Source organism: Acinetobacter terrae (assembly GCF_002135195.1).
Taxonomy (GTDB): Bacteria; Pseudomonadota; Gammaproteobacteria; order Pseudomonadales; family Moraxellaceae; genus Acinetobacter; species Acinetobacter terrae.
Genome location: NZ_NEGF01000002.1, coordinates 237693 through 263936, shown reverse-complemented (window position 1 = coordinate 263936; position 26244 = coordinate 237693). Strand labels below are relative to the sequence as shown.

General features: G+C 41.7%; 26 protein-coding genes. 13 read left to right on the top strand and 13 right to left on the bottom strand.

What is annotated here, in order from left to right; all coding sequences use genetic code 11:
• Positions 1-4: 4 nt before the first annotated feature.
• The 7 genes from B9T23_RS03635 to B9T23_RS03605 form a co-directional block, all read right to left on the bottom strand.
• On the bottom strand, positions 5-973 hold the full coding sequence (locus B9T23_RS03635; RefSeq protein ID WP_086193038.1) for a DnaJ C-terminal domain-containing protein: 969 nt from the start codon (positions 971-973) through the stop codon (positions 5-7).
• Positions 974-1117: 144 nt separating this feature from the next.
• On the bottom strand, positions 1118-1585 hold the full coding sequence (locus B9T23_RS03630) for a DUF2147 domain-containing protein (RefSeq protein WP_067722269.1): 468 nt from the start codon (positions 1583-1585) through the stop codon (positions 1118-1120).
• A gap of 185 nt (positions 1586-1770) precedes the next feature.
• Positions 1771-2232 (bottom strand): DUF2147 domain-containing protein, encoded by a 462-nt coding sequence (locus tag B9T23_RS03625; RefSeq protein WP_086193037.1) that lies wholly within the window; start codon positions 2230-2232, stop codon positions 1771-1773.
• A 250-nt stretch (positions 2233-2482) separates the two neighbouring features.
• The gene (locus B9T23_RS03620) at positions 2483-2911 is read right to left on the bottom strand and encodes a DUF2147 domain-containing protein (RefSeq protein ID WP_086193036.1); all 429 of its coding nucleotides are present in this window, start codon (positions 2909-2911) and stop codon (positions 2483-2485) included.
• Between the two features lie 216 nt (positions 2912-3127).
• The gene (hslO, locus tag B9T23_RS03615; protein WP_086193035.1) at positions 3128-4003 is read right to left on the bottom strand and encodes an Hsp33 family molecular chaperone HslO; all 876 of its coding nucleotides are present in this window, start codon (positions 4001-4003) and stop codon (positions 3128-3130) included.
• 50 nt (positions 4004-4053) lie between these two features.
• A complete protein-coding gene (locus tag B9T23_RS03610; RefSeq protein WP_086193034.1) occupies positions 4054-5895 on the bottom strand; it encodes a monovalent cation:proton antiporter-2 (CPA2) family protein in 1842 nt (613 codons plus the stop codon).
• Positions 5896-5954: 59 nt separating this feature from the next.
• Positions 5955-8177: a primosomal protein N' gene (locus B9T23_RS03605; RefSeq protein WP_086193033.1), complete on the bottom strand. Its 2223-nt coding sequence runs from the start codon at positions 8175-8177 to the stop codon at positions 5955-5957.
• Positions 8178-8327: 150 nt separating this feature from the next.
• Between B9T23_RS03605 and gspF the strand changes: the two genes are divergently transcribed.
• From gspF to B9T23_RS03590, 3 genes are all read left to right on the top strand, one after another.
• Positions 8328-9533, top strand: a complete 1206-nt coding sequence (gene gspF / locus B9T23_RS03600; RefSeq protein WP_086193032.1) for a type II secretion system inner membrane protein GspF — start codon at positions 8328-8330, stop codon at positions 9531-9533.
• Between the two features lie 24 nt (positions 9534-9557).
• Complete coding sequence (gene gspG, locus B9T23_RS03595; RefSeq protein WP_143222496.1) at positions 9558-10079, top strand: type II secretion system major pseudopilin GspG; 522 nt, start codon at positions 9558-9560, stop codon at positions 10077-10079.
• A gap of 282 nt (positions 10080-10361) precedes the next feature.
• Positions 10362-10697: a hypothetical protein gene (locus tag B9T23_RS03590; RefSeq protein WP_086193031.1), complete on the top strand. Its 336-nt coding sequence runs from the start codon at positions 10362-10364 to the stop codon at positions 10695-10697.
• A gap of 142 nt (positions 10698-10839) precedes the next feature.
• On the opposite strand, the gene lnt is transcribed toward B9T23_RS03590, so the two are convergent.
• Complete coding sequence (gene lnt, locus B9T23_RS03585) at positions 10840-12399, bottom strand: apolipoprotein N-acyltransferase (RefSeq protein WP_086193030.1); 1560 nt, start codon at positions 12397-12399, stop codon at positions 10840-10842.
• Entirely contained in the window at positions 12396-13235 is an 840-nt protein-coding gene (locus tag B9T23_RS03580; protein WP_067722248.1) for an HlyC/CorC family transporter, read from the bottom strand. The genes lnt and B9T23_RS03580 overlap by 4 nt, the downstream gene beginning before the upstream one ends.
• Positions 13236-13437: 202 nt before the next feature.
• On the opposite strand from B9T23_RS03580, the gene tusA reads away from it, so the two are divergent.
• Complete coding sequence (tusA, locus tag B9T23_RS03575) at positions 13438-13695, top strand: sulfurtransferase TusA (protein WP_086193029.1); 258 nt, start codon at positions 13438-13440, stop codon at positions 13693-13695.
• A gap of 160 nt (positions 13696-13855) precedes the next feature.
• Here tusA and B9T23_RS03570 read toward each other — a convergent pair whose 3' ends face one another.
• Positions 13856-15568: an electron transfer flavoprotein-ubiquinone oxidoreductase gene (locus B9T23_RS03570; protein WP_086193028.1), complete on the bottom strand. Its 1713-nt coding sequence runs from the start codon at positions 15566-15568 to the stop codon at positions 13856-13858.
• A gap of 188 nt (positions 15569-15756) precedes the next feature.
• Here B9T23_RS03570 and B9T23_RS03565 point away from each other — a divergent pair, with 188 nt between their 5' ends.
• From B9T23_RS03565 to B9T23_RS03545, 5 genes are all read left to right on the top strand, one after another.
• Positions 15757-16368, top strand: a complete 612-nt coding sequence (locus B9T23_RS03565; RefSeq protein ID WP_086193027.1) for a DUF1285 domain-containing protein — start codon at positions 15757-15759, stop codon at positions 16366-16368.
• 48 nt (positions 16369-16416) lie between these two features.
• Positions 16417-17289: a glutamate racemase gene (gene murI / locus B9T23_RS03560; RefSeq protein ID WP_086193026.1), complete on the top strand. Its 873-nt coding sequence runs from the start codon at positions 16417-16419 to the stop codon at positions 17287-17289.
• Positions 17290-17420: 131 nt separating this feature from the next.
• Positions 17421-18449: a DUF4062 domain-containing protein gene (locus B9T23_RS03555; protein ID WP_086193025.1), complete on the top strand. Its 1029-nt coding sequence runs from the start codon at positions 17421-17423 to the stop codon at positions 18447-18449.
• A gap of 65 nt (positions 18450-18514) precedes the next feature.
• Positions 18515-19528 carry a ferrochelatase gene (gene hemH, locus B9T23_RS03550; protein ID WP_086193024.1) on the top strand — a complete coding sequence of 338 codons (1014 nt, stop codon included), beginning with the start codon at positions 18515-18517 and terminating at the stop codon, positions 19526-19528.
• A 21-nt stretch (positions 19529-19549) separates the two neighbouring features.
• Positions 19550-20194, top strand: a complete 645-nt coding sequence (locus B9T23_RS03545; RefSeq protein WP_086193023.1) for an MBL fold metallo-hydrolase — start codon at positions 19550-19552, stop codon at positions 20192-20194.
• Positions 20195-20636: 442 nt separating this feature from the next.
• Here B9T23_RS03545 and B9T23_RS03535 read toward each other — a convergent pair whose 3' ends face one another.
• Positions 20637-20822, bottom strand: a complete 186-nt coding sequence (locus B9T23_RS03535) for a DNA gyrase inhibitor YacG (protein WP_086193021.1) — start codon at positions 20820-20822, stop codon at positions 20637-20639.
• An 85-nt stretch (positions 20823-20907) separates the two neighbouring features.
• Here B9T23_RS03535 and B9T23_RS03530 point away from each other — a divergent pair, with 85 nt between their 5' ends.
• Positions 20908-21582: a class I SAM-dependent methyltransferase gene (locus B9T23_RS03530; RefSeq protein WP_171263050.1), complete on the top strand. Its 675-nt coding sequence runs from the start codon at positions 20908-20910 to the stop codon at positions 21580-21582.
• A gap of 7 nt (positions 21583-21589) precedes the next feature.
• Positions 21590-22801 (top strand): TIGR03862 family flavoprotein, encoded by a 1212-nt coding sequence (locus B9T23_RS03525; protein ID WP_086193119.1) that lies wholly within the window; start codon positions 21590-21592, stop codon positions 22799-22801.
• Between the two features lie 261 nt (positions 22802-23062).
• On the opposite strand, the gene B9T23_RS03520 is transcribed toward B9T23_RS03525, so the two are convergent.
• Both B9T23_RS03520 and B9T23_RS03515 read right to left on the bottom strand, forming a co-directional pair.
• Entirely contained in the window at positions 23063-23662 is a 600-nt protein-coding gene (locus tag B9T23_RS03520; RefSeq protein ID WP_086193019.1) for a hypothetical protein, read from the bottom strand.
• A 15-nt stretch (positions 23663-23677) separates the two neighbouring features.
• A complete protein-coding gene (locus B9T23_RS03515; protein ID WP_086193018.1) occupies positions 23678-24454 on the bottom strand; it encodes a class I SAM-dependent methyltransferase in 777 nt (258 codons plus the stop codon).
• Positions 24455-24577: 123 nt separating this feature from the next.
• On the opposite strand from B9T23_RS03515, the gene B9T23_RS03510 reads away from it, so the two are divergent.
• Both B9T23_RS03510 and B9T23_RS03505 read left to right on the top strand, forming a co-directional pair.
• On the top strand, positions 24578-25849 hold the full coding sequence (locus B9T23_RS03510) for a hypothetical protein (protein WP_086193118.1): 1272 nt from the start codon (positions 24578-24580) through the stop codon (positions 25847-25849).
• A gap of 162 nt (positions 25850-26011) precedes the next feature.
• Complete coding sequence (locus B9T23_RS03505) at positions 26012-26209, top strand: hypothetical protein (RefSeq protein WP_086193017.1); 198 nt, start codon at positions 26012-26014, stop codon at positions 26207-26209.
• Positions 26210-26244: the final 35 nt, after the last annotated feature.

The following is a 26244-nucleotide window of genomic DNA, read 5'->3' as shown; positions in this document are numbered from 1 at the left end:
CTCCTTAAGCATTGCGAGGCTTAAATGCTGAAAAAGCTTTTGCAAAAGCTTGATAAGCCTGCTGTTCATGTTCAGTTTGCGCAGCTGGATACACGATATTTAAAATCAGGAATAAATGACCTGGTGTTTTGCTGGGTATCCCTTTGCCTTTTAGCCGAAGTTGCTGACCTGTCTTTGCATTTTTAGGCAGATTCACCTGAACTTTCGTCCCTTCAGGCGTTGAAGTTTCAATACTTTGTCCTAATGCTGCTTCCCATGGCGCAACATTGATGGTGTAGTAAATATCTGCGCCTTCAACTCGAATTTTCTCGGTGTCTTTATAGTGAATTTCAATATAAAGATCGCCATTTTTCCCGCCATTGACTCCCGTTTGACCTTGTCCCGCAAGGCGGATGTGTTGACCTTCTTTCATCCCTTTCGGGATTTTTACCTGTAATGTTTTGCGCTGAACTTCAGCTTCACCAAATGCATTTAAAGTCGGAATTTGCAAGGTGATCTGTTGGGTTGATCCGTGGTATGCAATCGCCACATCGACTTCGATACTGGCGTGTTGGTCTTCACCTTGATAGCTGCGCTGCTGCTGTCTTTGTTGCTTTTGATATTGATAATTCCCTCCACCAAAGCCAGAACCGAAACGTCCGAAAAGATCTTCAAAGCCACTAAAGTCTGAATGACCCTGTTGGTCAAATCCCTGACGGTAGAAGCGGCTATTATCAAAACCGCCTGTCCCTGTCTGTGCCCCCGATTGATAAAAAGCTTCAGGATGATCAAGCTGAAAATCATATTCGGCCTTTTTCTCTTCATTGCTTAAAGTGTCATAAGCAACGTTGATCGCTTGCATTTTTTCTTCTGCATCCGCTTCTTTACTTACGTCCGGATGATATTTTCGAGCCAATTTTCGATAGGCTTTCTTTATTTGATCGGGTGTGGCATTACGCTTAATGCCAAGAACTTCATAATGACTTTTAGACATAAAATCTTAAGCTAGAATTGGTTAGGTTTTAATCATTATTGTGCCTTTCATAAAACTGAAATAGTGTAGATATGTACCTTATTGTTTCAAGTTATGACAAAAAAAAGGCTCCTTATTAGGAGCCTTTAGAAATCTTGAATAAGATCAATATTTAATCCAGGTTACACTGCGTCCAATCACTGAAACGCCAACATAACCACGAAGATTTAAATGCCTGCCACTTGCACTTATACGTGCCTTACCTTTGTAAACTTTACCGCCAATAGGATCAAGTACGCGACCATGATTAAATTCACGCGGGTTATCCGGATTCTGTTTAAAACCCCAGATAAAAGGTAAACCGAGAAAGGGTTTGTTTTTCAAGTTGCCTGGGCAATTGGAACAGATCCCCATTTTTTCTGATCCCGGAACGTTGCGGGTCGCGACAATAATGCCTTCATAAGTACCATCGGGTTTTTTACTAATTTCAACATCGGCACGCGAATAACCAGTGCGGTCATCAATCGTTTTCCATTTGCCGACTAAAGGATCATTTTCGCTTTCAGCAAAACTTGATGAAGAAAGTGTTGCCAAAATTATCCCTGCGAAAATACCTTTATATAACTTCTTCATTAATCTCCCCTTAAAATGAAATATTTTTAGTTTTAGAGTAAAACATCTAATTTATAGCGATAATTACTTGAAAAATCAAACAAATAAAAGCCAAATATCTCACAAAAACAATAAATTATGTTTGTTGCTTTATTTTTTAGATTAATTGATATTAAAAAAAAGCCCAGAACAGGGCTTTTAGAGGATTAATTTTTGACCCAGGTAATATTTCGACCGACGGCGGAGCCGTCTTTAGATCCGCGAATAATCAAATGTTTTCCATGATTGCCCAGTCGTGCACGAGCAGGGTATTGCTGTCCTGTGACAGGATCTAAAAAAGTACCGTCAATAAATTCATTATTCTTATCAGGATGCAGGGTTAAACCAGAAAGCGTAGTCAGGCCAACAAGAGGTTTGTTTTTATTGGTACCGATACATTTTGCGCAAACCGTATTTTGATAAGCACCGGGTACAGCACGAACATCGACAATTGTGGCTGAATAATGATTATTCTTATCTTTTTGAATGATCACATCCGATAATGAGTAGCCAGTTCGGTCATCAATGGTTTTCCATTTGCCAATTAAAGGATCGGTAGAAGCAAAGCTAGAAAAGCTGATTGTTGCAGTCAACAACATAAAAAGAGAAGTACGTGATTTTGAGTTCATAAACCGTTTAACCCCAAGTAAAACGAGAGAAAAATACCTAACATAATAAAGGCATAAAAAAATTATGGTTTTATTTATAACGAATTTAAGCGGTTATTACCAGTTAAATAAATACAAATTAATAACTTTATTATGTGAATAAGGCTATAAAAATAAATTAAGAAATGGGTTGGATAAAAGCACAAGTTTTTATATGAAAACCTGTGATAACTGAAGATTATTTTTATTCAGTCCTAATCCATGACACTGTTTAACTTAACAGGCTTGTGCCAATAAATTCGCGTAGTGTAAGCACATTTCCACGTGCATTGAGGCGTCCTTTGCCCTGATAGACATGACCTGAAAGTGGATCCAGAACATGACCGTCAATAAATTCATCTTTATTTTTAGGTTTCTGCTTAAAGCCTGAAAAGATAGGAAGACCAATCAACGCTGCATTTTTTAATGCTCCTTTACATTTTTCACAATGATCAATAGCAGGGCGGTTTGAAATGGCATGAACTTTGATAATTTCTCCAAAGTAAATTCCATTTTTTTGTTTGGTGATTAAAACGTCTGCATGAGCATATCTTGTTTTATCGTCAATGGTTTTCCATGAGCCGGCTAAGTCAGCTGTTTCTGCATGAATCATGCTACTGGCAATAGGTACTAATCCACTCAAAGTTATTTTTGTGTTCATGTAAATATTCCACTCATTAATTTATTTTTATGTAGTAGAAATAAAAGCTTTATTGACATTATTTGCTTTATTTCGGTATGGAATTTTACTTAAAAACAACCAGATTACAAGTCACAAACTTGCATCTAAATCAGGAAACAGACAGGAGGGAAATTAAATTTAGCATTAAAAAAAAGAGCAGCCATATCGCTACTCTTTTTACGGACTTAAGTTGAATTAACTCAGATGTTTACCAAATAATCCAAAGGCTTCTTCGGCTGTAAAGCTGTATTGGGTGCTACAGAATTGGCAATCCATGGTAATCGGATTTTGAAACTCCAAGGTTTCACGTACCGCTTCAACGCCAATTTGAATCAGTGCATTGGCACAACGATCTTTAGAGCAGGTACAACCAAAGCTTAATTGTTCCACTTCTGGTAATCGAACATCTTCTTCATTGTACAAACGGTAGAGAATTTCTGTAGCTTCAAGGTCGGTCAGTTCTTCTGGCTTTAATGTGTCAGTCAACATGGTCAGGCGTGGCCAGAGATCGTCATCGACAAGTTGCTGTTCTTCTTCATTAATACGTGGTAAAAGTTGAATCAGTAAACCACCCGAGCTTTCTGCGGTACTGGCTAAGCGAATTTTTGTTGGAATTTGTGCAGATAAATCATAATACTGCATCAAACAACCTGCTAAGGTGTCATGTTCAATTGGAACGATGCCCTGATAACGCTCACCAAATTCAGGTTCAATATTAATAAACAGTACAGGACTGACGAGCGCTCTGAAAACCGTGCTGCTGCTCTCTGCTTGAAAGAAGCGTGGATCTTCTTCGTAATCTGCTGAAGCACGTAATTCACCTAAATGGTTGCATTCCGCCATGGCCCATTTGAATGTACCGGCTGCCTGAATTTGCAGGCTAATACGCCCTTTAATTTTAAGGGTGCTTGCAAGTAGGGCTGTAGCACTGAGCATCTCACCTAAAAGTACTTGAATTGCTTGCGGATAGTCACGTTGGGCAAGAATGGTTTGCAAAACACTTTCAAGATGCACCACTTCACCACGAATCGGGCAATTTTCAATATAAAAGCGTTGACGTAATTCAGACATAAATTTCTCCATTAGCCCGTGTTAATGGTGTCTACATTGTAAAACACAAGCTAGTTACTATCATCTCTTGTGACATCAATACGCTGATGTTCTAAGCCGCGTTGTAAATTGACGCCAGTCGGTTCTTGACGAATTTGAGCATCACTTTCAAATAAGTGTTCCAGCTCTGCCAATGCATTACGATGAGTTTCATAAATTTTTTGTTCATCGGTATAAACCCGCTGTTGCTGAACCAATAATTTTTCATCGTAATCACGAAATAATTCAATGCTTTTATAAGCATCTTCTTCACTGATATCCAATTCACGCAAGGCACGATAGGCCATACCCAGTGATGACAAATAGGTTTCACGCCAGATATGTTCTACGCCTAAATCACGCAGTAAATGCACATGATGGCGATCTCGTGCACGCACTAAAAGTTTTAGATTCGGATAGTTTAAGCGAATATGACGTGCAACATTCATCGAGTCTTCAATATCATCAATCGCCAGAACAAAAACTTTGGCGTGTTCAACACCTGCAGAACGTAAGATATCTGGTTGTGTGGCATCACCATAGTATACCGTACCGCCATATTTTCGCACGAAATCAACTTTTTCTAAATTACTGTCAATTGCAGTAAAAGATTGATGCTGTAAATGGGCGATACGGGCAATAATCTGTCCAAAACGCCCAAATCCCGCAATGATCATCGGATTATGGGTATCTGGAATTTCATCATAAATAGGTGCTTTTTCTTTATCGATCAATGGAATAAACCAGGCGCTAATCAGCCAATACAGCATCGGGGTGAGCACCATTGAAAGTGTAACAATCAATGTTAAAGGCTCAAGAATAGCCTGGGTTAATACTTTTTCACTACTGGCGACTTTCAGCACTACAAAGGCAAACTCACCACCTTGAGCCAGGCAGGTGGCAAGCAGCAAGCTGTTGCGCCATGAATATTTTAAATAGCGGGCGATTGCAGTGAGAGTCAGGCTTTTGACCAGCATTAAAATGAGTGCACCGCCAATAATCAGCCAAGGCATATCTACCAAGAGAGACAATTGTGTGGTCATGCCGACCGTCATAAAGAACAGACCCAGTAACAGTCCTTTAAAGGGCGCAATACTGGCTTCAAGTTCATGACGGAATTCAGAATCTGCCAGTAGAACCCCTGTTAAGAAAGCCCCCAATGTCGTACTGATCCCGAGCACATCCATGAGTACAACCACGCCCAAGACAATAAACAAACCTACCGCCGTAATCAGTTCGTGCGCACCACTTTTTGCTACGAAGCGAAAAAACGGACGCATCATATAGCGGCTAAACAGGAACAAACCGCTAAAGGTCGCAATAATCGCGGCAAAATAGGCAACGCCATGATGGGTCGATTCAGTACCAGCGAGCAGCGGAATAATCGCCAATAGCGGAATAGCGGCAATATCCTGAAACAATAAGATCGAAAAAGATTGCTGCCCGAAGGTGGTGTTGAGTTGTTGTTTTTCAGAAAGCAGTTGCAGGACAAAGGCTGTAGAGGATAAAGCCAATGCAGTTCCAATCACAAAACTTGCAGAGATACTTTGCTTTAAGGCAAAAAAGATAATGATGGCAATAATAATGCCGGTGATGCCGACCTGTAGGCTGCCCATTAAAAAGATGGATTTACGCATTTCCCACAATCGTTGTGGACGTAGCTCCAAGCCAATAATGAACATCAATAAAATAACGCCAAATTCAGCCAGTTCTTGAATCGATTCAGGGTCACTGGCCAGATTTAATGCGCTGGGACCGAGCAAAATTCCTGTAAACAAATAGCCGAGTACGGTGGCGATTCCAAAGCGCTTGGCCAATGGCACCAAGAGTAGGGAAGCTCCCAGGAAAATCGTAATTTGTAACAGTAGCGACATCAGCCTGTCCTAGAATTTATTTTAAATTCAAGAATGTTAAGCAAAGCATCAGCTTTAACTTAGCTTAATTCCTGAGGGTCTATATCCAGTGTAAGTTTCATGGTTGAGGGCTTTTGATGCAACATATTTTGCCACCACGCACGAATATAAAAGTGTAATCGGGCACGATCTTGTGATAACAGCACCATATGTGCCTGATAGCGTCCGGCTTTACGTTCCATCGGCGCTGGAATCGGTCCCCAGATATCAATCAGATTTTCAGAAATCTGTCTTAGCGCCTGGGCATGCTGCTGTAAGAACTCCTGATTCTGTTCCTGACTTTTCGATTCACAGCGAATAAGTGCCGCATAACGGAAAGGGGGTAACAAAGCGGCTTGACGTTCTTTTAAGGTCTGCTTGGCAAAATGACGATAATCCTCTTGGATTAAGGTATTCAAAAGTGGATGATCAGGTCGGAGCGTTTGTAAATACACTTCACCTTTGCGTTCGCCACGACCGGCACGACCAGCCACTTGGACAATCAGTTGCGCCGTACGTTCGGTAGCGCGAAAATCTACACTGAGCAAGCCGGAATCAATATCGAGAATCGCCACCAAAGTTACATAAGGGAAATGGTGTCCCTTAGCCAACATCTGTGTGCCGAGCAAAATAATCGGTTCACTTTTCTGAATCTTGTCATAAATTTTTTGCCAGCTGCCGACCCGACTGGTGGAGTCGCGATCTACGCGAATCACATCGAAGTTGGGAAACAATGCTTGTAAATTTTCTTCAACTTTGCCGGTGCCCATCCCAATCGGTTTCAATTCGGTATGTTTGCACTGCGGGCATTGTTCCGGAAGACGGTGAATGCTGCCACAGTGGTGGCAATGCAAATGCTGATAAGGCTGTCGATGCACGGTAAAGTTGGCATCACAATGCGGACATTTCGCCTGCCATGCACAACTTTCGCAAATCAGTACCGGTGCATAACCACGGCGGTTCAAAAATACCAACACTTGTTCTTTTTTATCCAGCCGCTTTTGAATTTCATCAATCAGGCTTTGGCTAATGCCATTTTGTTTTTGCGCAATTTTCAGATCAATGAGATGAATTTTTGGCATCAGCGCGATACCCGCACGCTGATTCAATTCCAAGCGCGTCATTTTTCCTGAATCAGCCAGTGCATAACTTTCAATGCTCGGTGTGGCTGAACCCAAAATAATCGGGCAGCTTTCTAGGTGTGCACGATACATCGCGACATCACGGGCGTGATAGCGAAAACCTTCTTGTTGCTTGAAGGAGAGGTCGTGTTCTTCATCTAAAATGATCAAGCCCAAATTCGGCAGCGGGGTGTAAATAGCAGAACGGGTTCCCAGAATAATCGAAGCTTTACCGGTTTGGGCGGCTTGCCAGGCTTGCAGACGTTTTGAATCATTCAGCCCTGAATGCAGCAGCACAATATTGCCGTGGAAACGCGACTGAAAACGGCTAATGGTTTGTGGGGTTAAACCAATTTCAGGAACCAGAACTAGTACCTGCTTGCCTTGTTTCAGCACCTCTTGCATGATCTGTAAATAGACTTCAGTTTTGCCGCTACCGGTTAATCCATCCAGTAGAAAGGCTTGATATTTTTTCTGCGCTTTAAGCACCTGTTGTACCGCTTTCTTTTGATCTTCATTTGCGGTTAACGGCATTTGAGCCAGTGTGACCGGCTGTGGACTAAAATCCTGATTTTCTAAAACACATTCGATAATCTGTTTTTTTTCTAAAGCCTTGAGTATTGCTGTTTCAATGCCGGCTAAATTTAAAATATTTTCTGTGGTTCCCTGAGGGTGTAATTTCAGGACTTTATAAGCTTCTCGTTGTTTTTCAGAGCGTGTAACTTTGGCTTCAGCAGCTAAATCCAGAACTTTCCACATCCGCGCCAATAAATTATACGGTTTTCCCTGACGCAAGAATGTCGGTAAGGCACTTTGAAAAACTTCTCCAATCGGAAATTGATAATATTGAGCGGACCAGATGAGTAAGCTCAAAGTTTTTTGATCTAAAAGGGCATGATCGTCCAGCAGTTCGGTAATGGCTTTGAGCTTAAAACGTGGATCAATCGGGGTATCTGCTGTTAATTTTTCAACGATAATGCCGACCAGATTCTGACGTCCAAACGACACGGCAACACGTGCCCCTACTTCAGCTTGCTGGTATTGTTCAGCCGTTAAAGTGTAATCAAAACAGTCATAAATATAGACCGGTACAGCAACACGAATGCGATAAATGTCGGATGGAGTCGATGTTGTATTTGGCATAAATTAGGGTCAAAGCGTCCTGATCAAATTTCGTCGTGCTAAAGATAGAGTTATGTTAGAGTGAGCAAATCATTTATATAAGAATATGAATGATTTTGGTGGTCAGACGCAACAGCGCTGAAGCAAATTTTGGAAAATTAGAGCATCACAATGCCTGCATATCAATTTACTGCCATTGATGCTTCAGGGAAGCAGCAAAAAGGCGTGTTAGAAGGGGATTCAGCACGTCAAATTCGTCAACAGTTAAGAGACAAAGAGCTCATTCCTGTGACCGTTGATCCTGTTGAGCAAAAAGATAAGCATAACTCAGAACGCTGGTTTCAGAAAAAAATCACTGCTTATGATTTGGCATTGTTTACCCGTCAACTTTCAGTTTTGGTTGCAGCAGGGATTCCTTTAGAAGAAGCGTTGCGTGCAGTGGGTAAGCAAAGTGAAAAAGCCCATGTGCAAAATTTGTTGATGTCAGTGCGCTCAAAAGTCATGGAAGGGCATTCACTGGCCAGTGCCTTGCAGCAAGCGGGGCGTTTACCTGATTTATATATCGCCACCATCGCCGCCGGTGAACGCTCAGGTCATCTCGATTTAATTCTAGACCAGTTATCAGATTACACCGAAAACCGCTTTGCCATGCAAAAGAAAGTGCAGGGCGCGATGATTTACCCGATTATTTTAATGCTGATGTCGTTTGCCATTGTAATGGGGCTGATGACCTACGTGGTTCCCGACATTGTAAAAACTTTTGATCAAAATAAAGATGCATTGCCCTGGATTACCGTAGCGTTGATGAAAACCAGTGATTTTATTCGTGTGGCATGGCCGTTTTTATTAGTCGCGAGTGTAGTTGGTTTTACTGCTTTAGTTCGCTTTTTAAGAACCTCTGCAGGACATTATGCATTTGACCGTTTAACGCTCAAATTGCCATTATTTGGTAAATTATCGCGTGGTATAAATGCAGCACGCTTTGCCAGTACCTTATCGATTTTGACCCAGTCTGGCGTACCTCTGGTGGATGCACTTAAAATTGGCGCTGCGGTGAGTAATAACTGGGTGATCCGGGATTCAGTCAATTTGGCAGCCGAGAAAGTCACCGAAGGTGGCAACCTTGCCACACAACTGGAGCGCAGTGGTTATTTCCCACCGATGATGGTACAAATGATCAAAAGTGGTGAGGCATCGGGTGAGCTGGATCGTATGCTGGAGCGTGCTTCAACCATGCAGGATCGAGAAGTCACAACCCTGATTTCGACCTTATTGGCACTGCTTGAACCGCTCATGTTGGTATTGATGGCAAGTATTGTGTTGGTGATTGTGATTGCGGTGATGCTGCCGATTGTAAATATGAATAATATGATTTAATAAAATTGCGTGAAAGAGATGAATATGAATAAAGCTAGAATGCAACAGAAAGAGATTGTTGTGAATGATGTTCAAACCTCCTCAAGCATAGCTTTCGGACTTGCGGCACGGTCGAGTGTTACTCGACTGAATCGTGCCTCAGGTTTTACCCTCATTGAAGTGATGGTGGTGATTGTGATTTTAGGGGTATTGGCGGCACTGATTGTTCCTAATGTGATGGGGCGTGGTGAAAAAGCCAAAGTAGATACATCTGCAATTACCCTAAAAGGTGTGGCTGGGGCTTTAGATCAGTACAAGCTCGATAATGGTAAATATCCATCCATGCAAGATGGCGGTTTAGATGCACTGGTTAATCAGCCGGCTTCTGCAAAAAACTGGATGCAGGGTGGTTATGTGAAAGGTGGCTATCCCAAAGACAGTTGGGAAAATGATCTTCAATATGTGATTCCAGGTGCCGAAGGCCGTGCATTCGATTTATATTCTTTTGGCGCCGATGGTAAAGAAGGTGGTGAAGGTACAGATGCCGATATTTATTATCAGCCTTAATTAAAATTCCTTAATTATTTTAAGGATATAAAATAGATCACTTCACTGAATGATGCTCTGCAATACTAAGTGAAGTGATAATACATCTTGATTATAAAATATATATTAAGTTATTGGATTTATTGAAATTATATAATAATCTCTGTTTGAGACTTATAATAAGAATGATTAGCATATGTAATGGTTACAATAATGGTAAGGTATGAAGAAATATAGTCTTTTTATTTAATTAAAACTGCGCATAATATCCTTAATGGCACTTTTTTAGCCAAGGAGGGTGGAATGAAAGCATTAATCATATCGGATGAAATTAACCAATTTCATGGGGCAATGCTCACGTCTGTTCTTTTAATTTTAAGCTTACTTCCAATGAGTCAGGGCATTTTAACTTTATGGAATGCGACGGAAGGAAGTAGCCAGATTATGGTGGGCTTTTTTGCCATCAGTTTATTTAGCTCGCTGTTTGTACTTTGCTTTTGGTCTGCATTAAAAGCGACTGTATTAAGATTACAACACGAACAGATTTCAAGTTTAGAACAAAGTGTGGTGAAAGTTTATCGTTATATCCCGATGCTGTTTTTAACCGCAATGATGTCTTATTTAGTGATCCAGTTATAAAATCTATTCAATAAAAAAACCGAGGCATTGACCTCGGGTTTTTTATAGCCTTTTTATTCCTTCTCCCTCTGGGAGAAGGTTAGGATGAGGGCGATTACCTCTCTCTAGCCGTCTCCTGGAAGGAGAGGGAACACCGTAATGCTTAACGTCGTGACTTAAACGACACATCAACCTTACGTGGACGATAAATCCAGCCTAGAATCAATAACAACAATGAGAAACCCAGAATTGGCCAATCACTGAGGCGCATATATAAGGTTTCACCTTGCATGGCTGGAACATCACCACGAAGGATAGCGGTTTGATCCGTCGGTGCCTGTTTTACAATATGCCCATGATGATCAATAAATGCAGTTACACCCGTATTGGTGGCACGAATAAACCAGCGTCCATTTTCTTTGGCACGCATTTGCACCATTTGTAAATGTTGCCAAGGTCCCGCAGTTCCGGTAAACCATGCATCATTGGATACAGTGACTAGGTAATCGCTTTGACTGGCATTACGACGCGTCAGGTTTGGATAAGCCACTTCATAACAAATAGCCGCACCCAGCGCATGGTTTTTCACATTCAATGGTTTTTGATCACGTGCACCACGAGAAAAACCACTCATTGACGGATCATTTTGTAATGCTGGCAATACCCAGCTGAGCCAGCCAGATAAAGGAATATATTCACCAAACGGGACTAAACGTTGCTTTTTATACAAACCCTCAGTCTCATCACCTGTAGCCATGATGCTATTGTAGTACATCGGGTGTTGTTCGATTTTTGATTCTTTCAAATCCCAATAAGGAAGACCGGTGACCCATGCAGTTCCAGATTTTTCTGCCTGAACTTTCATGGCATCCAAAAAGGGTTGGATATCGGTCTGGAACATTGGAATCGAAGATTCTGGCCAAACGATCAGATCACGACCCCATTCAGTACGACTTAAATTGGCATAGATCATCAAGGTTTTCACTTGATACTCTGTCAGCCATTTCAGGTCTTGTGGAATATTGCCTTGAATCAGCGAAACTGAAAGCGGTTTTTCATCTTTGGGTTCAACAAAGTTGAGATATGAAGCTCCCCAGGCACCGAGCAATAAGATCGTGGAAGGGACAATCCAAAACACACGTTTATTCAAGATTTCAACCAGCGCACAGGCCAGTATAATCACAACAAACGATACGCCGAAGATCCCAAATAATGGCGCATAGCCGTCTAAGAAGCGTTCAGTGAAGGCATAGCCGACAAATAACCATGGAAAACCCGTAAATACCCATGTTTTTGCCCACTCAAAGAACACCCAAAGCGGCGCAAAAGTCAGTGGCGTTTCCGGGAAGAATCGACGGTAGATCCAGGTTTGCAGGGCGGTAAATAGTCCCATCAGCAAGGCCATAACGGCAATCATCAGTACACTTAAAAAGGCACTGGTATCACCATAGACATGGATTGAGGTATACAGCCAAAATGCCCCGACAAACCATAAGCCAAAGCCGTAAGCCCAGCCAATGCCAAAAGCTTGGCGTGCCGAACGTTTACGCAGTGATGCATAGAGCAAGGCAGGGGACAGGAGCGCAAGCCACCAGTAATAATAAGGTGCCAGCGCAAAACTGAACATGGCACCTGAAAAGAGCGAAACTAAAAAGGGGTAAATAAATGGGAGCTGATTTTTTTGTTGGGATGAATTTAACAGCTTATTAAAGTATGTTCTCATTTACGGACAGCTCGAATCAGATGAATAGTACGTGCATCTGCTTCTACAATGGTGAATTCCCAATTTTTAAGCTCAATCACTTGACCTTGTAAATCGCTCACTAAACCAATTTCTTGAAGCAATAAACCGCCGACAGTTTCTACTTCATCATCAGAAAAATCAGCATCTAAAACATTATTAAAGTGTTCAATTGGTGTAAGTGCTTGAACGAGCCAGGTATTCGCCGTTTGAGGATCATTATCCGGAATGATGTATTGAGCCTCTTCATCCACCGTATCGTGTTCGTCTTCAATTTCACCGACAATTTCTTCTAAAATGTCTTCTAAAGTCACCAGTCCAGAGGTTGTGCCATATTCATCAATGACCACAGCGATATGGGTCTGGGTATTTTTTAACATACGCAGAACTTGATCGGAACGGGCACTTTCAGGCACAAAGATCGGCTGGCGCATTAATGCACGAATATCGACCTTATTGTTCGGTTCTGTCAAAAATGGCAGTAAATCCTTGGCCAATAAAATGCCGACCACATTGTCTGGTTGATCGGATGAAAATACCGGGAAGCGAGAATGTGCAGACTCTACAAGGGTATGCAAGATGTCTAAGAGCTGATCATCTTCTTGCAGGCTAATCATCGATGTACGTGGGGTCATGACCTCACGGACTTTTGTCGCAGGAAGGTCAAGTACGCCTTCAAGCATTGCAACAGTATCGGGTTCTAAAAAACGACGTGAATCTTGTACTAATTTTAGCAGTTCGTCGCGAGTTTCGGGTGCAGTGCTTAACCATTTACGTAAGCCACGCATGCCCCACGACGGGCCTGATTCCTCGTGCATGATCTTTCCTAAAGACTCTTAATATCTAAAAAAACAAATTTTATCATACTCGAGAAAATATAGATGTCTATCTATAAAATAGCTGTAATTCATGAATGCATGAGTCATCATTTTCTATCATTTGGATCCGGGCTTTGAAAGCAAAAGACAGTATTTAAGTTTATGTTAAAATGGCGATGATTTTTTGATACCGAGTTTAAGAATGTCTGAACCGCTTGTTACTCCCACTATTCAGCTGAATACACGAGGACTACGTTGTCCTGAACCCGTAATGATGTTGCATCAAGCGATTCGTAAATCAAAATCGGGTGATGTGGTTGAAGTGTTTGCCACAGATAATTCGACTTCATGGGATATTCCAAAATTCTGTATGCATTTAGGCCATGAATTATTATTACAAGAAGAAGTGCTGGATGAAGTGGGAAATAAAGAATTTCATTATTTGGTTAAAAAAGGCTAATTCAAAATATTTTAGTTTTCATTTTAAGATGACATGAAATTTTAACATGACATAAAAAAACCCCCTCGAAAGGGGATTTTTTTTATTCACAAGGAGAATAAAGCACTCTCCAATATTGAATTACATGTTCGGATATGAGCTTGCGCAAGGACTATCCGAATTACATATTCGGATAGTTAGGACCACCGCCGCCTTCCGGCGTTACCCAGGTGATGTTCTGAGACGGATCCTTGATGTCACAGGTCTTGCAGTGCACACAGTTGGCTGCATTGATCTGGAAGCGTTTCGAGCCGTCATTCTCTTCCATGATTTCATATACACCGGCAGGGCAGTAGCGCTGCGCAGGCTCATCCCATTTCGGCAGGTTGACGTTAACTGGAATCGAGGCATCGGTCAGTTTCAAGTGAGCCGGCTGGTTCTCTTCATGTACCGTGTTCGATACAAACACCGAAGACAGACGGTCAAAGGTCAGTTTGCCATCCGGTTTGGGATAGTTCGGCTTGAAGGTTTCAGCAGCCTGAGTTTTTAGTGCTGCATAGTCAAGAACAAGATCATGCAGAGTGAAAGGCACTTTAAACACGTTCTGGTCGATAAAGTTAAACGCACCACCGATCCATTGACCAAACTTGTGCATCGCCGGGCCAAAGTTACGCGAGTTGTACAGCTCTTCTTTCAGCCAGCTGTTATTAAACTTGTCGGTGTAAGTAGTGAGTTCTTTAACAAAGAAATCTTCGCCCTCTAAAACGCGTGCAACAGCCAGGTCACCGCCTTTTTCCACACCGGCAGCAATCGCTTCAAACACCGCTTCACCGCAGAGCATGCCGGATTTCATCGCGGTGTGTGAGCCCTTGATTTTGGCAAAGTTCAGGAAGCCTGCATCATCACCAATCAGTGATCCACCCGGGAAGGTGAATTTAGGCAACGAGTTAAAACCACCTTTGGTCACGGCACGCGCGCCATAGGAAATACGCTTACCGCCTTCCAGATATTGCTTGATTAAAGGATGGGTTTTCCAGCGCTGCATTTCCATGAACGGATACATATGCGGGTTGGTGTAGGACAGATCCACGATCATGCCCAGAGTTACCTGGTTGTTTTCAGCGTGATAGAGCCACCAGCCGCCTGAAGAACCGGTTTCATTCAATGGCCAGCCTGCACCGTGCATCACCAGACCGGGCTTGTGTTTTGCAGGATCAATTTCCCAGAGTTCTTTAATCCCGATGCCGTAGTGCTGCGGATCGGCATCTTTGTCGAGGTTATATTTTGCAATCAGGCGCTTGCCTAAATGACCACGGCAGCCTTCTGCAAAAATGGTGTATTTGGCATGCAATTCATAACCCGGAGTAAAGTTATGCGTCGGTTCACCATCCTTGCCGATGCCCATGTCACCGGTCTGGATGCCTTTAACGGTGCCATCTGCATGGTACAGGATTTCTGATGCGGCAAAGCCCGGGAAAATGGATACTTCCAGTTCTTCCGCTTTAGTGCCTAACCAGCGCACCACGTTGCCGAGTGAGATGACATAATTGCCATCATTGTGCATGGTTTTCGGCACCATCCAGTGTGGCGCTTCCTGTGATTTTTCATCAGACAGCAAGAAGAACGTTTTGTCTTCAGTCACCGGGACATTTAAAGGCGCACCTTCTTCCTTCCAGTTCGGGAACAGTTCATTCATGGCACGCGGTTCAAGCACCGCACCGGACAAGATGTGCGCACCAACTTCGGAGCCCTTTTCCACCACACAAACGGACAGATCGTTCAGGTTGTTTTCAATTGCAAGTTGACGAATTTTAATCGCCGCAGAAAGACCCGCAGGGCCTGCGCCTACGATAACGACGTCAAACTCCATCGATTCACGTTCGATGTGTTCCATGTAGGACTCCTCATATGATTTGAAGGTGGCAACCGTAATGATTTCACTCGGTGCTGCCATGAGTGTTCTTAATGCCCAGACACAATTTTATTATCGTGTCTTTTATATTGTGGGCTAGTATAGTTTTAAACCTTGATCTAGCCAATTGGCTGAATCATATTATTTTTCCGTCAGCAGGGGTATTCCGTATGGTTAATCAAAATAATTCACCAAATCAGACGAAAAATGTCGCTATTCCTGATGATAAAAATTTAATGGGTATTACACAATACTTAAAAGATGCACAGACCGGTCACAAAAGGTCAATCCCCCCATTGGACCAGTTTAACCCAAAGCATTGTGGCGCAATGGATTTAAAGGTAAAAGCCAATGGAGAATGGTGGCACGAAGGTCAATTGATCAAACGACAAGCCTTGATTGAGTTGTTCTCGACCGTACTCTGGAAAGAAGATGGCAAGTTCTACTTAAAGACTCCCGTAGAACAAATTGAAATAGAGGTTGAAGATGAACCTTTATTCGTCAATCAGGTGGATCAGGTCGAAATTGAGGGCAAAACCTATATTCAACTCACCACCACCACCCATGATATTGTGATTGTGGATCAGGAACATCCACTTTTTATGCGTGAGTATTCAGGTGAATTACGTCCTTATGTGCATGTTCGTTTTGGCATCAATGCCTTAATTCAACGTTCTGCTTTTTTTCATTTAATTGAAATAGGACAGCTGCTTGAAAATGACAAAAATGAAACCATTTTAACCTTACAAAGTGGCGATTTTTACTTGCAATTAGGCACCTGAGGTTTAAGCTTTGTTCACCCCGTTTCTTGAACTGCTGAAAGTGAAGCTATGACAGCCATTCATCCTATTTATCCTTTAACAAATCCAATGCCTAAGGCGCAACCTGATGCACCGATTGGGATTTTTGACTCTGGAATAGGTGGTTTGTCTATCGCACAGGAAATTGCGAATTATTTACCCAAAGAACGCATCCTTTATTATGCCGATACTGCAAATGTGCCTTATGGACCGCGTGATGATCAAAATATTCGTGAGCTAACCGCTGATGCAATTGAGTGGTTGTATCGTCAAGGCTGTAAAGTGGCAGTGGTGGCCTGCAATACTGCTTCTGCTTTTAGCCTGGATTATTTGCGTGATTATTATGGCGAAGACTTTCCGATTATCGGTTTAGTACCCGCATTAAAACCTGCCGTATTACAAACCAAATCAAAAACAGTCGCGGTTCTTGCAACGCCCGCGACTTTTCGGGGCAAGCTGATTCAAGATGTGATGCAGCGTTTTGCCCTGCCTGCCAATGTGAATGTCATTCCTGTGACCTGTCTGGATTTAGTGCCTTTTGTGGAAAGTGGTTCACAAATGAGCGCGGAATGTTTAGCGACTTTAAAAGAAATATTACAACCTGTGGTGGACCAAGGAGCAGATTATTTGGTCTTGGGATGTACCCATTATCCTTTCCTGAAACCTGCAATTGAATCGATTTTTGGTCAGAAACTGACATTAATTGACTCTGGTGTACCAGTTGCGCGACAAACAGCCCGAATTTTGATTAAAAATGAGTTATTATTTGAGCAAGATCAAAAAGACAGCTTACGAATTGAATGTCATGTCAGTGGCAATAACGCAGAAAATTTAAAAACTGTGTTGCAGTACCTGATTCAAGAGAATTTAACTTGGGATATTCGCAACATTATTGTTGAATAAGCAAAGAAACGCAGCTAGTCTTTTGAAATATAGAAAAAAATTAAATTTTAGATTGGGGTGGTCGATTACAGCACAACTGATCAGCATGGCTACAGTTGGGGATGTAATATGCAATTGGAAGAGGATAACCAATGCTCGATAAGCGTTATCAGGTTTTTATTTCTACGTCTGGCAGTGAAATGCAACCAGAACGTATCGTTTTAGCTCAAACTCTAGTGGGAATGGGGTTCTTTTCTTGGGGATTAGAACAACGAACACCGCTGAGTACGGCATTTGCACGTCGTCAAATTGATGACTGCGACTATGTGGTGATTCTTTTGGGCAGTCAATATGGCGAGCAATCTGTGTCAGGTGTCGGGTATATGCACCTCGAATATATTTATGCTGTCACCAAACAGAAGCCGATTATTGTCTTTATGCATGAAGATCCGGCATCCCGGGATCCAGCCTTACAGGATCAAAAGCCGGAACTTCGTGAAAAATTCCTAGAATTCCGCAAATTATTACAACAAGAAGCGGATCAAATTTTTACTTACCGTAGCATTCGTGATTTGGAAATGGCGGTGCGCTTTAATATGCCGCAAATGCTAGAACGCTATCCTGTTTCAGGTTGGGTTCGACCGCAGAACACGCAATCCTTGCATGATGAAATTGATCAACTCAAAGCTAAAATTGAGCAACTTGAAACAGAAGTGGGCAAGCGAGAAGTCGATCCGTTTTTATCTTTACCCAAAGTTTCAATGCATGAATTATTTTCTTTTGAATATCGAATGCATGCATATCAAGACGGTAATTTCAAGGAACTGAAAATTCAAAAGAAACTGACTTGGGCACAGTTACTGAATATTTTAGGCAGTATGTTTGTCAATCCGACGCCAGAAGAATATTTTTCTAAATGTATAAATGACTATTTAAATGATACTGGCCTTGAAGATGCACGTGCGGAAATGCCGCGTGCACATGCAGTGGCACGTGCGCAAATTAATATTCGTGCTTTGCACAGTATTAAAATGCAAATGCGTCAAAATGACTGGATTGTGCAATCTGGACGTGATGACCGTCAGCGGATGTTGTGGCAAATCACCTCCAAAGGACAAAAGCTTTTAGAAAGTAATTTGCTGGATAATCACCGTGTTTTTCAATTTAAGTCTAACTATTAATCTATATAGAGAAAGTGCAGAAAACTGTTAAAGTAAAGCAGTTCATATATGTTGGAAAGGGTTTGATGTTTTCTGCACCTAAAGCGAAAGTCACGATTATTTTAGCCAATTTGGGTACGCCAGACGAACCCACTGTTCCTGCCGTACGTCGTTTTCTGAAGCAGTTTTTATCTGATCAGCGGGTCATTGAAATTCCAAAACCTGTTTGGCAAATCATTTTAAGACTGTTTATTTTACCGTTTCGCCCTAAACGGGTGACCCATGCTTATGCAATGGTCTGGGGGCAAGATTCACCGATGCGTGAAATTGTGTTTGAACAGGTTAAAGCGGTTCAACAACAATTAATTGGGCACTATCCGCAGTTTGAATTAAATATTGTCCCTGCCATGAGTTATGGTAATCCGGGTATTCAAGAATTGCTGCAAAAATTAAGCCTCAATCCACAAGATCACATTATTTTACTTCCGCTATTTCCTCAATATTCGGCAACCTCGACTGCTCCCCTCTATGACGCAGTGGCAAAGTGGATACTCACCCAGCGCAATTTACCGGGTTTGTCGATCATTCGTGATTATTATCAGCATCCTTTATATATTCAGGCTTTGGCACAAAGTGTGCGGGATTATCAGGCTGAACATGGTATTGCAGAAAAATTATTGATGTCATTCCATGGTATTCCACAGCCGTATGCCGATAAGGGTGATCCGTATGCAGATCGTTGTCGTATTACCGGGCAACTTGTGGCGCAGGCTTTAGGTTTACAGGATGATCAGTGGGCAGCCAGTTTCCAGTCGCGTTTTGGCAAACAGGAATGGGTGAAACCTTATACCGATCAGCTGTTAAAAGACTGGGCAGAGCAAGGGGTAAAATCGGTTCAGATTATGAGCCCGGCTTTTTCTGCAGATTGTCTCGAGACTTTAGAGGAACTGGCTTTGCAAAATGCTGAAACCTTTAAGTCAGCAGGGGGTGAACAATACTCTTATATTCCTGCATTAAATACCCGTGCAGATCATATCGCATTGCTCACAACTTTGCTTCAAGCTAATCTTGATGCATTAACGCAGACATTCGCTCACTAATTTCACCGAGGTTTCGCCATTATGTTGCAAGTCAAAATTGTTCCTGTCACGGCATTTCAGCAAAATTGTTCAATTGTTTGGGATTCAGAAAGTAAAGAAGCAGTTTTGATTGATGCAGGTGGTGAGCCTGAAAAATTAGCAGCTGAAGTGGAAGCTCTAGGTTTGACCGTGAAAGCTTTATGGTTGACTCATGGTCATCTGGATCATGCCGGTGCAGTGGGAGCATTAACCAAAGTGTGGAATGTTCCTGTCATTGGTCCACATAAAGAAGATGCGTTTTGGCTAGACATGATTCAGGAAGTATCAGCACGTTATGGCTTTCCTATTCCAGAAAAAGTAGACGTTACCCAATGGCTTGAAGGCGGAGAAGTGTTAAAGCTGGGGAATGAAGAATTTGAAGTGCGTTTCGCACCTGGTCATACTCCGGGTCACGTGATGTTCTATAACAAAAATTATGGTCTATTATGGACAGGTGATGTGCTGTTTAAAGGGTCTATCGGTCGTACTGACTTTCCACGCGGAAATCATCAACAACTGTTAGATTCGATTCAGCGTGAATGTTTCAGTCTGCCAAATGAAACTCAATTTATTTCAGGTCATGGTCCAATCAGTACCATTGGTTTTGAAAAACAGCATAATCCTTTTGTTGCAGGTAAAGCGGGTTAATACTTGCTTTTCAGAGATTGATGAATGAATTTCATCAATCTCGGCGAAAAGGACCACTATGCAGCTGCTTTAATTCCAAGGTAATGATAATCGCTGCAAAAACAAATAAGATGCCAATCCAAATAATAATGACATCATGGGTATAAATTCCAAAAATCAAACTAACAATACTCAGTAAGACAAATAGAAAAAATAGAATCTTTAGAAACACTACTCCCATTTTTTATTTCCTCTTTTTTATAGTTGTTGTGATAATTTTTATAGCTTCATTGTAGGGCGGAAAAGAGCAGTAGTTATTGTTTTTGTCGGCAAGTTGAGTATTTCTTCTGTATAAAATATTAGATTATTTTTTAATAAAAGGATGTGCTCTAATCCACTTTGATTAAAGTAGATTAGAGTTATTTATCCATTAAATCAGTAACTTTTTATGCGTAATTGATCATTAAAACTCATCTTCTTCACGACTGCCATCCGCTTGCGGTGCATCTTGAGTAGGCAATTTATATTCATCATTTGCCCAAGCGCCCAGATCAATCATTTTACAGCGTTCTGAACAAAAAGGACGGAACTCGTTGCCTTCCCAAGTCGAAGGTTTGCCACAACGCGGGCAAGGAAAAGTGCGAGGCATCTTATTACTCCGGATAAAAATGATGATTCGATTAGTCAAATTCAGTTGCTCTTGCTAGACTTGAGCTGATTTTTGTTAGTTTGATCTGATTATGCCAATTCGTCAATTTCAAGCACAGCGTATGCATGCGCCTCGTGATTTTCAAATGATTCGCCCAGAGCCAATTTGTGTGGAAATTGGTGCAGGTAAAGGTAAACATGCCTTGCTTTTTTCGAGTCAGCATCCCGAAAATAAACTGATTGCAATTGAACGCACCCGTGAAAAATATGTGGCGATGCAAAAACAGCATGCCTTAGAAGGACAAACCAATTTAAAAGCGATTCATGCCGATGCCATGCCATGGATCGTGCATGCTTTATTGCCAGCACAGGTGCAGCAATTTTTTATTTTATATCCCAATCCTGAACCGCATAATCCGGCACAGCGCTGGTTGAATATGCCGTTTTTTGAATTTTTACTGTCGCGTTTACAGGTCGGTGGAACGGTGACTTTGGCCAGTAATATTCCTGAATATATAGAAGAAGCGCAGCAACAGCTGATTGAGACCTGGAAATTACCGTTTGTTAAAGAAGTAATTCCAGCTACATCAGCACGTACCCATTTTGAAATTAAATATTTGCAACGTGGTGAGTTGTGTCAGCAATTGATCATCACCAAGCCAGAAGGCTACACCACCCGTTTTGATGATTTTATGCCGCTGCAAGGTCAAAATGCGGTGATCGAAACTGCATCAGAAACTGATGCAAAAGATGCTGAATAAGTTGGCTATGAAAAAACGTGTTGCAATTATTGGAGCAGGTCCTGCGGGATTGATGGCTGCGGAAGTTTTAACCCAGTACGATTATGACGTGCATGTTTATGAACAGAAACCATCGGCCGCACGTAAATTTTTAATGGCGGGAAAAACAGGTTTAAATATTTCCCATGCCGAGCCTGTAGCACAATTTATAGAGCGCTATGATCAAGCTGAATGGCTTGCACCCTGGGTAAAAAAGTGGGATGCGAACTGGATTCAGCAATGGATGAAGGGCTTAGGGATTGAGTCCTATATCGGTTCATCCGGTCGGGTCTTTCCGGTTGAAATGAAAGCTGCGCCACTGCTGCGTGCCTGGTTAAAAGGCTTGGTCGAACATGGTGTAATTTTTCATTATCGACATCAATGTCTGAACTTAAACAGTTCCGAATTACAGTTTAAAAACCTGGTAACAGAACAGGTCGAAACCCAGCAGTTTGATGTCATTGTGATGGCCTGTGGTGCAGTGTCATGGTCACGACTCGGCAGTGATGGTGCATGGCAAAAATGGTTATCTCAGGATGAACTTGAAGCCTTTCAAGCCAGTAACGCAGGCGTGGAATATGCTTGGTCCAAGTTTATGCAACCCGTATTTGGTCAGCCTTTAAAACGTGTAGAAGCTTGGGTGGATGATCAAGCCAAAACTATGGGCGATATTGTAATTAGCCATTATGGTTTGGAAAGCGGTCTAATCTATAAACAAGGTCGCGCGCTGCGTCAGCAAATTAAAAATGGTCAGACCATGCAACTCTATTTGGATTTAATTCCAGATCAAACTGTTGAACAGCTTGTGCAAAAATTACAACCCAGTAAAAAACAGTCTTTAAGTAATGTCTGGCGTAAAGCAGGTTTAGACAATGCCAAAGCCAATCTGGTGCGTGAATTGGTGGCTAAAAATCTATGGAATGATCCACTGGCTTTAGCACATCAGATTAAACATTTGCTCATTCCCTTAGAGGGCTTCCGTCCGATCGAAGAAGCGATTAGCTGTGCTGGTGGCATCAAACGAGACGTCTTATCTGAACAACTGCAGTTAAAGTCAAACCCGCATGTATTTTGTTGTGGGGAAATGCTCGATTGGGATGCGCCTACAGGCGGTTATTTATTAACTGCATGTTTTGCCACAGGTCGTGCTGCAGGTGAGGGTGTACATGACTATCTTGCTGCAAACATACAGCAGGGATGATTTTGGACTGTGATTTGAAGCATGCTAGGGTGAATACTCAACCATTATAAAAATGCATAGATATATCAGAAGCTACACCATCTACAGGAAGTAATTTGTGTGGCAGTTTGTGCTAGAAATTCAGGATGAAATGAGTGACCCCATTGCTTCCAAGGCCGAATGGCAGACCATTTGTGATGGCTTGCCACAATATGACGAGCGACCGTAAGCCATTACAACAAAGATGAAGGGATCAAATGATCCTTTTTTATGTCCCTTATTTTAGGGCTCAGATTTAGTTGCTTCAGTTTTTAATGTGTCAGTTTTGCTCATTTCTGGATATTGTGACTGCCAATGTTCAAGCTGGTCTTGGGCATGTAAAAAATTAGCTAAACCTTTAACCCGATCGCCTGAATTTTTCATTTCCTCTGTTTTGTTATCTTTATTTTCATCATACAGTTTGGCTTGAGTTTGCCAGTATTCTGCAATTAAGCCTTGAATATAACGTCCTTGCTGGGTTTTTAAGTCCAGTTCTTTCAGCATATTGAGTGCCGACCGAATATTGTCACGTTTGCGATTATGCGCAAATTCATCGGTTAAGGAACCTTCCTCGTGCATTTTGGTCAGCTCATCTTCCATCTCGTCACTCATTTGGGTGAAGCGCGTGTCGAAGTCGGTGAGTAAGGCAATATCATGCTGATCATCTGGCGTTTTCTCAAACGCTTTGACCGGTTCGGTAATCAACTCCTGCATGACTTTATCTTCAGGTTGGATTTTATCATTTTGAGTGGCTGTATTTTTGCTGTTATCACAGGCAGTCAGGAATACGCTTGAACATAATAAAACAGGCAGACCAAGTTGTTTCAGTTGAAGTTTTTTCATGATGATTCCTTATTTCTAATCAATTTTTATAAAATCATAGGCATGGGTTATATAAGGGAAGGCGATTTCATCTTGTGGATATTTACCAGTGTAGCTGAAGACAATCTGTTCAAATAGGACTTTTAATTGTTGTTGTTCTTGCTCAGGTAGGGCGGCAATGAAACTGGTGGAAAGCAGACGTTTAGACACCACATTTTCTACTGTACCCACATGCTGCTGCTGAAAAGTCTGGACATTTTCTAACTGAAATAACGATTGATGCTTAAACACATCTTTCCACTTTTCACTATGATAACGAGGTGTGTTACCCTCCAACGGTTCAATCAGATCTGCTAGTGCTTTGACCCAGTTAACGTTTATATCCCGTTGATTCCAGATCAGTGCCAAATGTCCTGAGGGTTTCAAGACTTGATGGATTTGCTGTAAAGTCTCAAGATTGGCAAACCAGTGGAAGGATTGCGCGCAGATCACGGCATCCATGCTATTTGCAGTGACAGGCAAGTGTTCGCTAGAGGCTTGCCGGGTTTGAATCTCTGGATAGGCGTGTTGCAGCTGTGCCAGCATTTCCTGAATCGGTTCAATCGCGGTAATGTGCGAAGTAATTTGTTGCAAGTAGGGTAAGAATTTTCCAGTGCCAGAACCCAGATCGATGACATGTGACTTTTCACCAAGTTTGAGCTGATCTTGCAGCCAGTTCACGATGTCTTGTGGATAATCGGGACGAACCTGTTGATAAAGTTCTGCAGCAGAACTAAAGCCTTCTTGAGCGGCTGGATGGAGTGATTGTGTCATATTTTGCGCTTTTTAATATTCTTGGCATCTATAAAATAACATAGTCGCTTTTCGTAAATAGGCAAGGTGTCTATTTGTTCTATTGACCGTAAAAAACAAGGGCCGATTTGCTTCGGTGTGGAAATGGATAAACACATTATTTTTGAAGACGAACAAATTCGTACAATATTCTTAAAAGGTTCATCGGATGAGCTGATTTTCTCTTTTGGTGATTTAATTACCCGTGCCAAGGGATTGTCGATTAATGCCGAAAAATCACTGGAGAAACATGATTTTAATGTGATTGGTATTATGCCGAAGCAGAAATCGTGGTTTCCTGAAAGCTCAATGCAACAGATGTTTGCCGAGATTCAAGAGTTGATTGCACCGTTTAAAACACGGATTGGCTATGGCGGTTCAATGGGTGGTTATGCCGCAATCAAGTATTCCAATTTGCTCGATTTAAAACGTGTGGTTGCACTGGTACCGCAGTACTCAATTAATCCTGAAGATGTGGAAGATCCGCGCTATAACATGTTTTTCCATGAGGAACTAAATGCCAATATGCAGGTGCGGCCTCAAGATGTTTCGGCCGAGCGTGAATACATTGTGGTTTATGATCCTTACTGTCCGGAAGATCGCGCGCACTATCTGAAACTTGAACAGGTTTTGCCTCAAATTCAGACTTTGAAGTTACCCTTTACCGGGCACGATGCGATTGCTGTGTTGGCCAGTTCAGAATTACTACATGACTTTTTATTGCATGAATTTGATGAAAGCTATTTCTATAAAAAAATCCGCCAGGTCAAAAAGAACAGTAAGTTCTATTATCGTAAAGTCATTGAAAATTTATTGCCGCGACACCGCAATGCCTTGAGTTCAATTTTAATTAACAATGATTTGCAGCTGGATAACCAGTTTTTTGATGCGAAGTTGAAACAGAATTTACTGCGAGAATTACTGAGCAACAAGCAGGTCAGTCAGCAAGATTTACTGAAACTCGGTATTCAGGTGAATTTGCCACAGGAAAATCGCAGTCATTTATTGGACTGTTTCGGTCATGGTCTGGTGTTTAATGTCATTAGCCAAAAGATTGAAAGCTATGCCGCCGGTGCAATTGCCTTAAATCATAAATTTCTGATCCCGATTTTTGCCAAGGGCAGTGGTTTGGTGCAGATTAATTTAAATGACGAACGCTATTTGGTGGCAATGAATGATCGACAGGTCATGAAGTTGTTTAAGGAACAAGAGCCGTTAACGGCGGGCATGCATCCCATTGTGATCAAGAAATATAGCGATTTTTACTTGCTTAGTTATAAGCAATTAAACTTAAGCAATAATGAATTTGGCAGTCATGATTTTATTGAAGACACGCCTGAAACCGCCCAATTCGTCACTCAACCAGAACTGCCTTAAGCATTATTGAATACTCTGTTATTGTTTAAAACCAACTCGACTTTGGTCTAATTTTTGATCACTTGCTTTATATTTTAATCGGTCTAAGATAGAAAATATAAGGCAAGTTAAATTTGCTAAATATTGAAGAATAAACAAATAAACAATACAGGGTGCTTAAGGATGAAACGTGATTTTATACCGGCTGTGCTTTTAACCATCATCTCTATATCAATACCTTCCTATGCTTTTGCCCAGAGTACAGATCCGACTTATATGATTATGGGTGGGGGATTGCTTGTGGTTTTTGCCCTGGCAATCTATGTATTTTGTGAAATTCGGAAGTCGATTCAAGTCCATATCAATAAACCCACTAAATAGTGGGTTTTTTATATCTCATGCCGAAATTTAGTTGA

Bases quoted from the DNA above. Each gene is read 5' to 3' on its own strand.
- B9T23_RS03635 (WP_086193038.1), bottom strand. From the start codon at position 973: ATGTCTAAAAGTCATTATGAAGTTCTTGGCATTAAGCGTAATGCCACA.
- B9T23_RS03630 (WP_067722269.1), bottom strand. From the start codon at position 1,585: ATGAAGAAGTTATATAAAGGTATTTTCGCAGGGATAATTTTGGCAACA.
- B9T23_RS03625 (WP_086193037.1), bottom strand. From the start codon at position 2,232: ATGAACTCAAAATCACGTACTTCTCTTTTTATGTTGTTGACTGCAACA.
- B9T23_RS03620 (WP_086193036.1), bottom strand. From the start codon at position 2,911: ATGAACACAAAAATAACTTTGAGTGGATTAGTACCTATTGCCAGTAGC.
- hslO (WP_086193035.1), bottom strand. From the start codon at position 4,003: ATGTCTGAATTACGTCAACGCTTTTATATTGAAAATTGCCCGATTCGT.
- B9T23_RS03610 (WP_086193034.1), bottom strand. From the start codon at position 5,895: ATGTCGCTACTGTTACAAATTACGATTTTCCTGGGAGCTTCCCTACTC.
- B9T23_RS03605 (WP_086193033.1), bottom strand. From the start codon at position 8,177: ATGCCAAATACAACATCGACTCCATCCGACATTTATCGCATTCGTGTT.
- gspF (WP_086193032.1), top strand. From the start codon at position 8,328: ATGCCTGCATATCAATTTACTGCCATTGATGCTTCAGGGAAGCAGCAA.
- gspG (WP_143222496.1), top strand. From the start codon at position 9,558: ATGAATAAAGCTAGAATGCAACAGAAAGAGATTGTTGTGAATGATGTT.
- B9T23_RS03590 (WP_086193031.1), top strand. From the start codon at position 10,362: ATGAAAGCATTAATCATATCGGATGAAATTAACCAATTTCATGGGGCA.
- lnt (WP_086193030.1), bottom strand. From the start codon at position 12,399: ATGAGAACATACTTTAATAAGCTGTTAAATTCATCCCAACAAAAAAAT.
- B9T23_RS03580 (WP_067722248.1), bottom strand. From the start codon at position 13,235: ATGCACGAGGAATCAGGCCCGTCGTGGGGCATGCGTGGCTTACGTAAA.
- tusA (WP_086193029.1), top strand. From the start codon at position 13,438: ATGTCTGAACCGCTTGTTACTCCCACTATTCAGCTGAATACACGAGGA.
- B9T23_RS03570 (WP_086193028.1), bottom strand. From the start codon at position 15,568: ATGGAACACATCGAACGTGAATCGATGGAGTTTGACGTCGTTATCGTA.
- B9T23_RS03565 (WP_086193027.1), top strand. From the start codon at position 15,757: ATGGTTAATCAAAATAATTCACCAAATCAGACGAAAAATGTCGCTATT.
- murI (WP_086193026.1), top strand. From the start codon at position 16,417: ATGACAGCCATTCATCCTATTTATCCTTTAACAAATCCAATGCCTAAG.
- B9T23_RS03555 (WP_086193025.1), top strand. From the start codon at position 17,421: ATGCTCGATAAGCGTTATCAGGTTTTTATTTCTACGTCTGGCAGTGAA.
- hemH (WP_086193024.1), top strand. From the start codon at position 18,515: ATGTTTTCTGCACCTAAAGCGAAAGTCACGATTATTTTAGCCAATTTG.
- B9T23_RS03545 (WP_086193023.1), top strand. From the start codon at position 19,550: ATGTTGCAAGTCAAAATTGTTCCTGTCACGGCATTTCAGCAAAATTGT.
- B9T23_RS03535 (WP_086193021.1), bottom strand. From the start codon at position 20,822: ATGCCTCGCACTTTTCCTTGCCCGCGTTGTGGCAAACCTTCGACTTGG.
- B9T23_RS03525 (WP_086193119.1), top strand. From the start codon at position 21,590: ATGAAAAAACGTGTTGCAATTATTGGAGCAGGTCCTGCGGGATTGATG.
- B9T23_RS03520 (WP_086193019.1), bottom strand. From the start codon at position 23,662: ATGAAAAAACTTCAACTGAAACAACTTGGTCTGCCTGTTTTATTATGT.
- B9T23_RS03515 (WP_086193018.1), bottom strand. From the start codon at position 24,454: ATGACACAATCACTCCATCCAGCCGCTCAAGAAGGCTTTAGTTCTGCT.
- B9T23_RS03510 (WP_086193118.1), top strand. From the start codon at position 24,578: ATGGATAAACACATTATTTTTGAAGACGAACAAATTCGTACAATATTC.
- B9T23_RS03505 (WP_086193017.1), top strand. From the start codon at position 26,012: ATGAAACGTGATTTTATACCGGCTGTGCTTTTAACCATCATCTCTATA.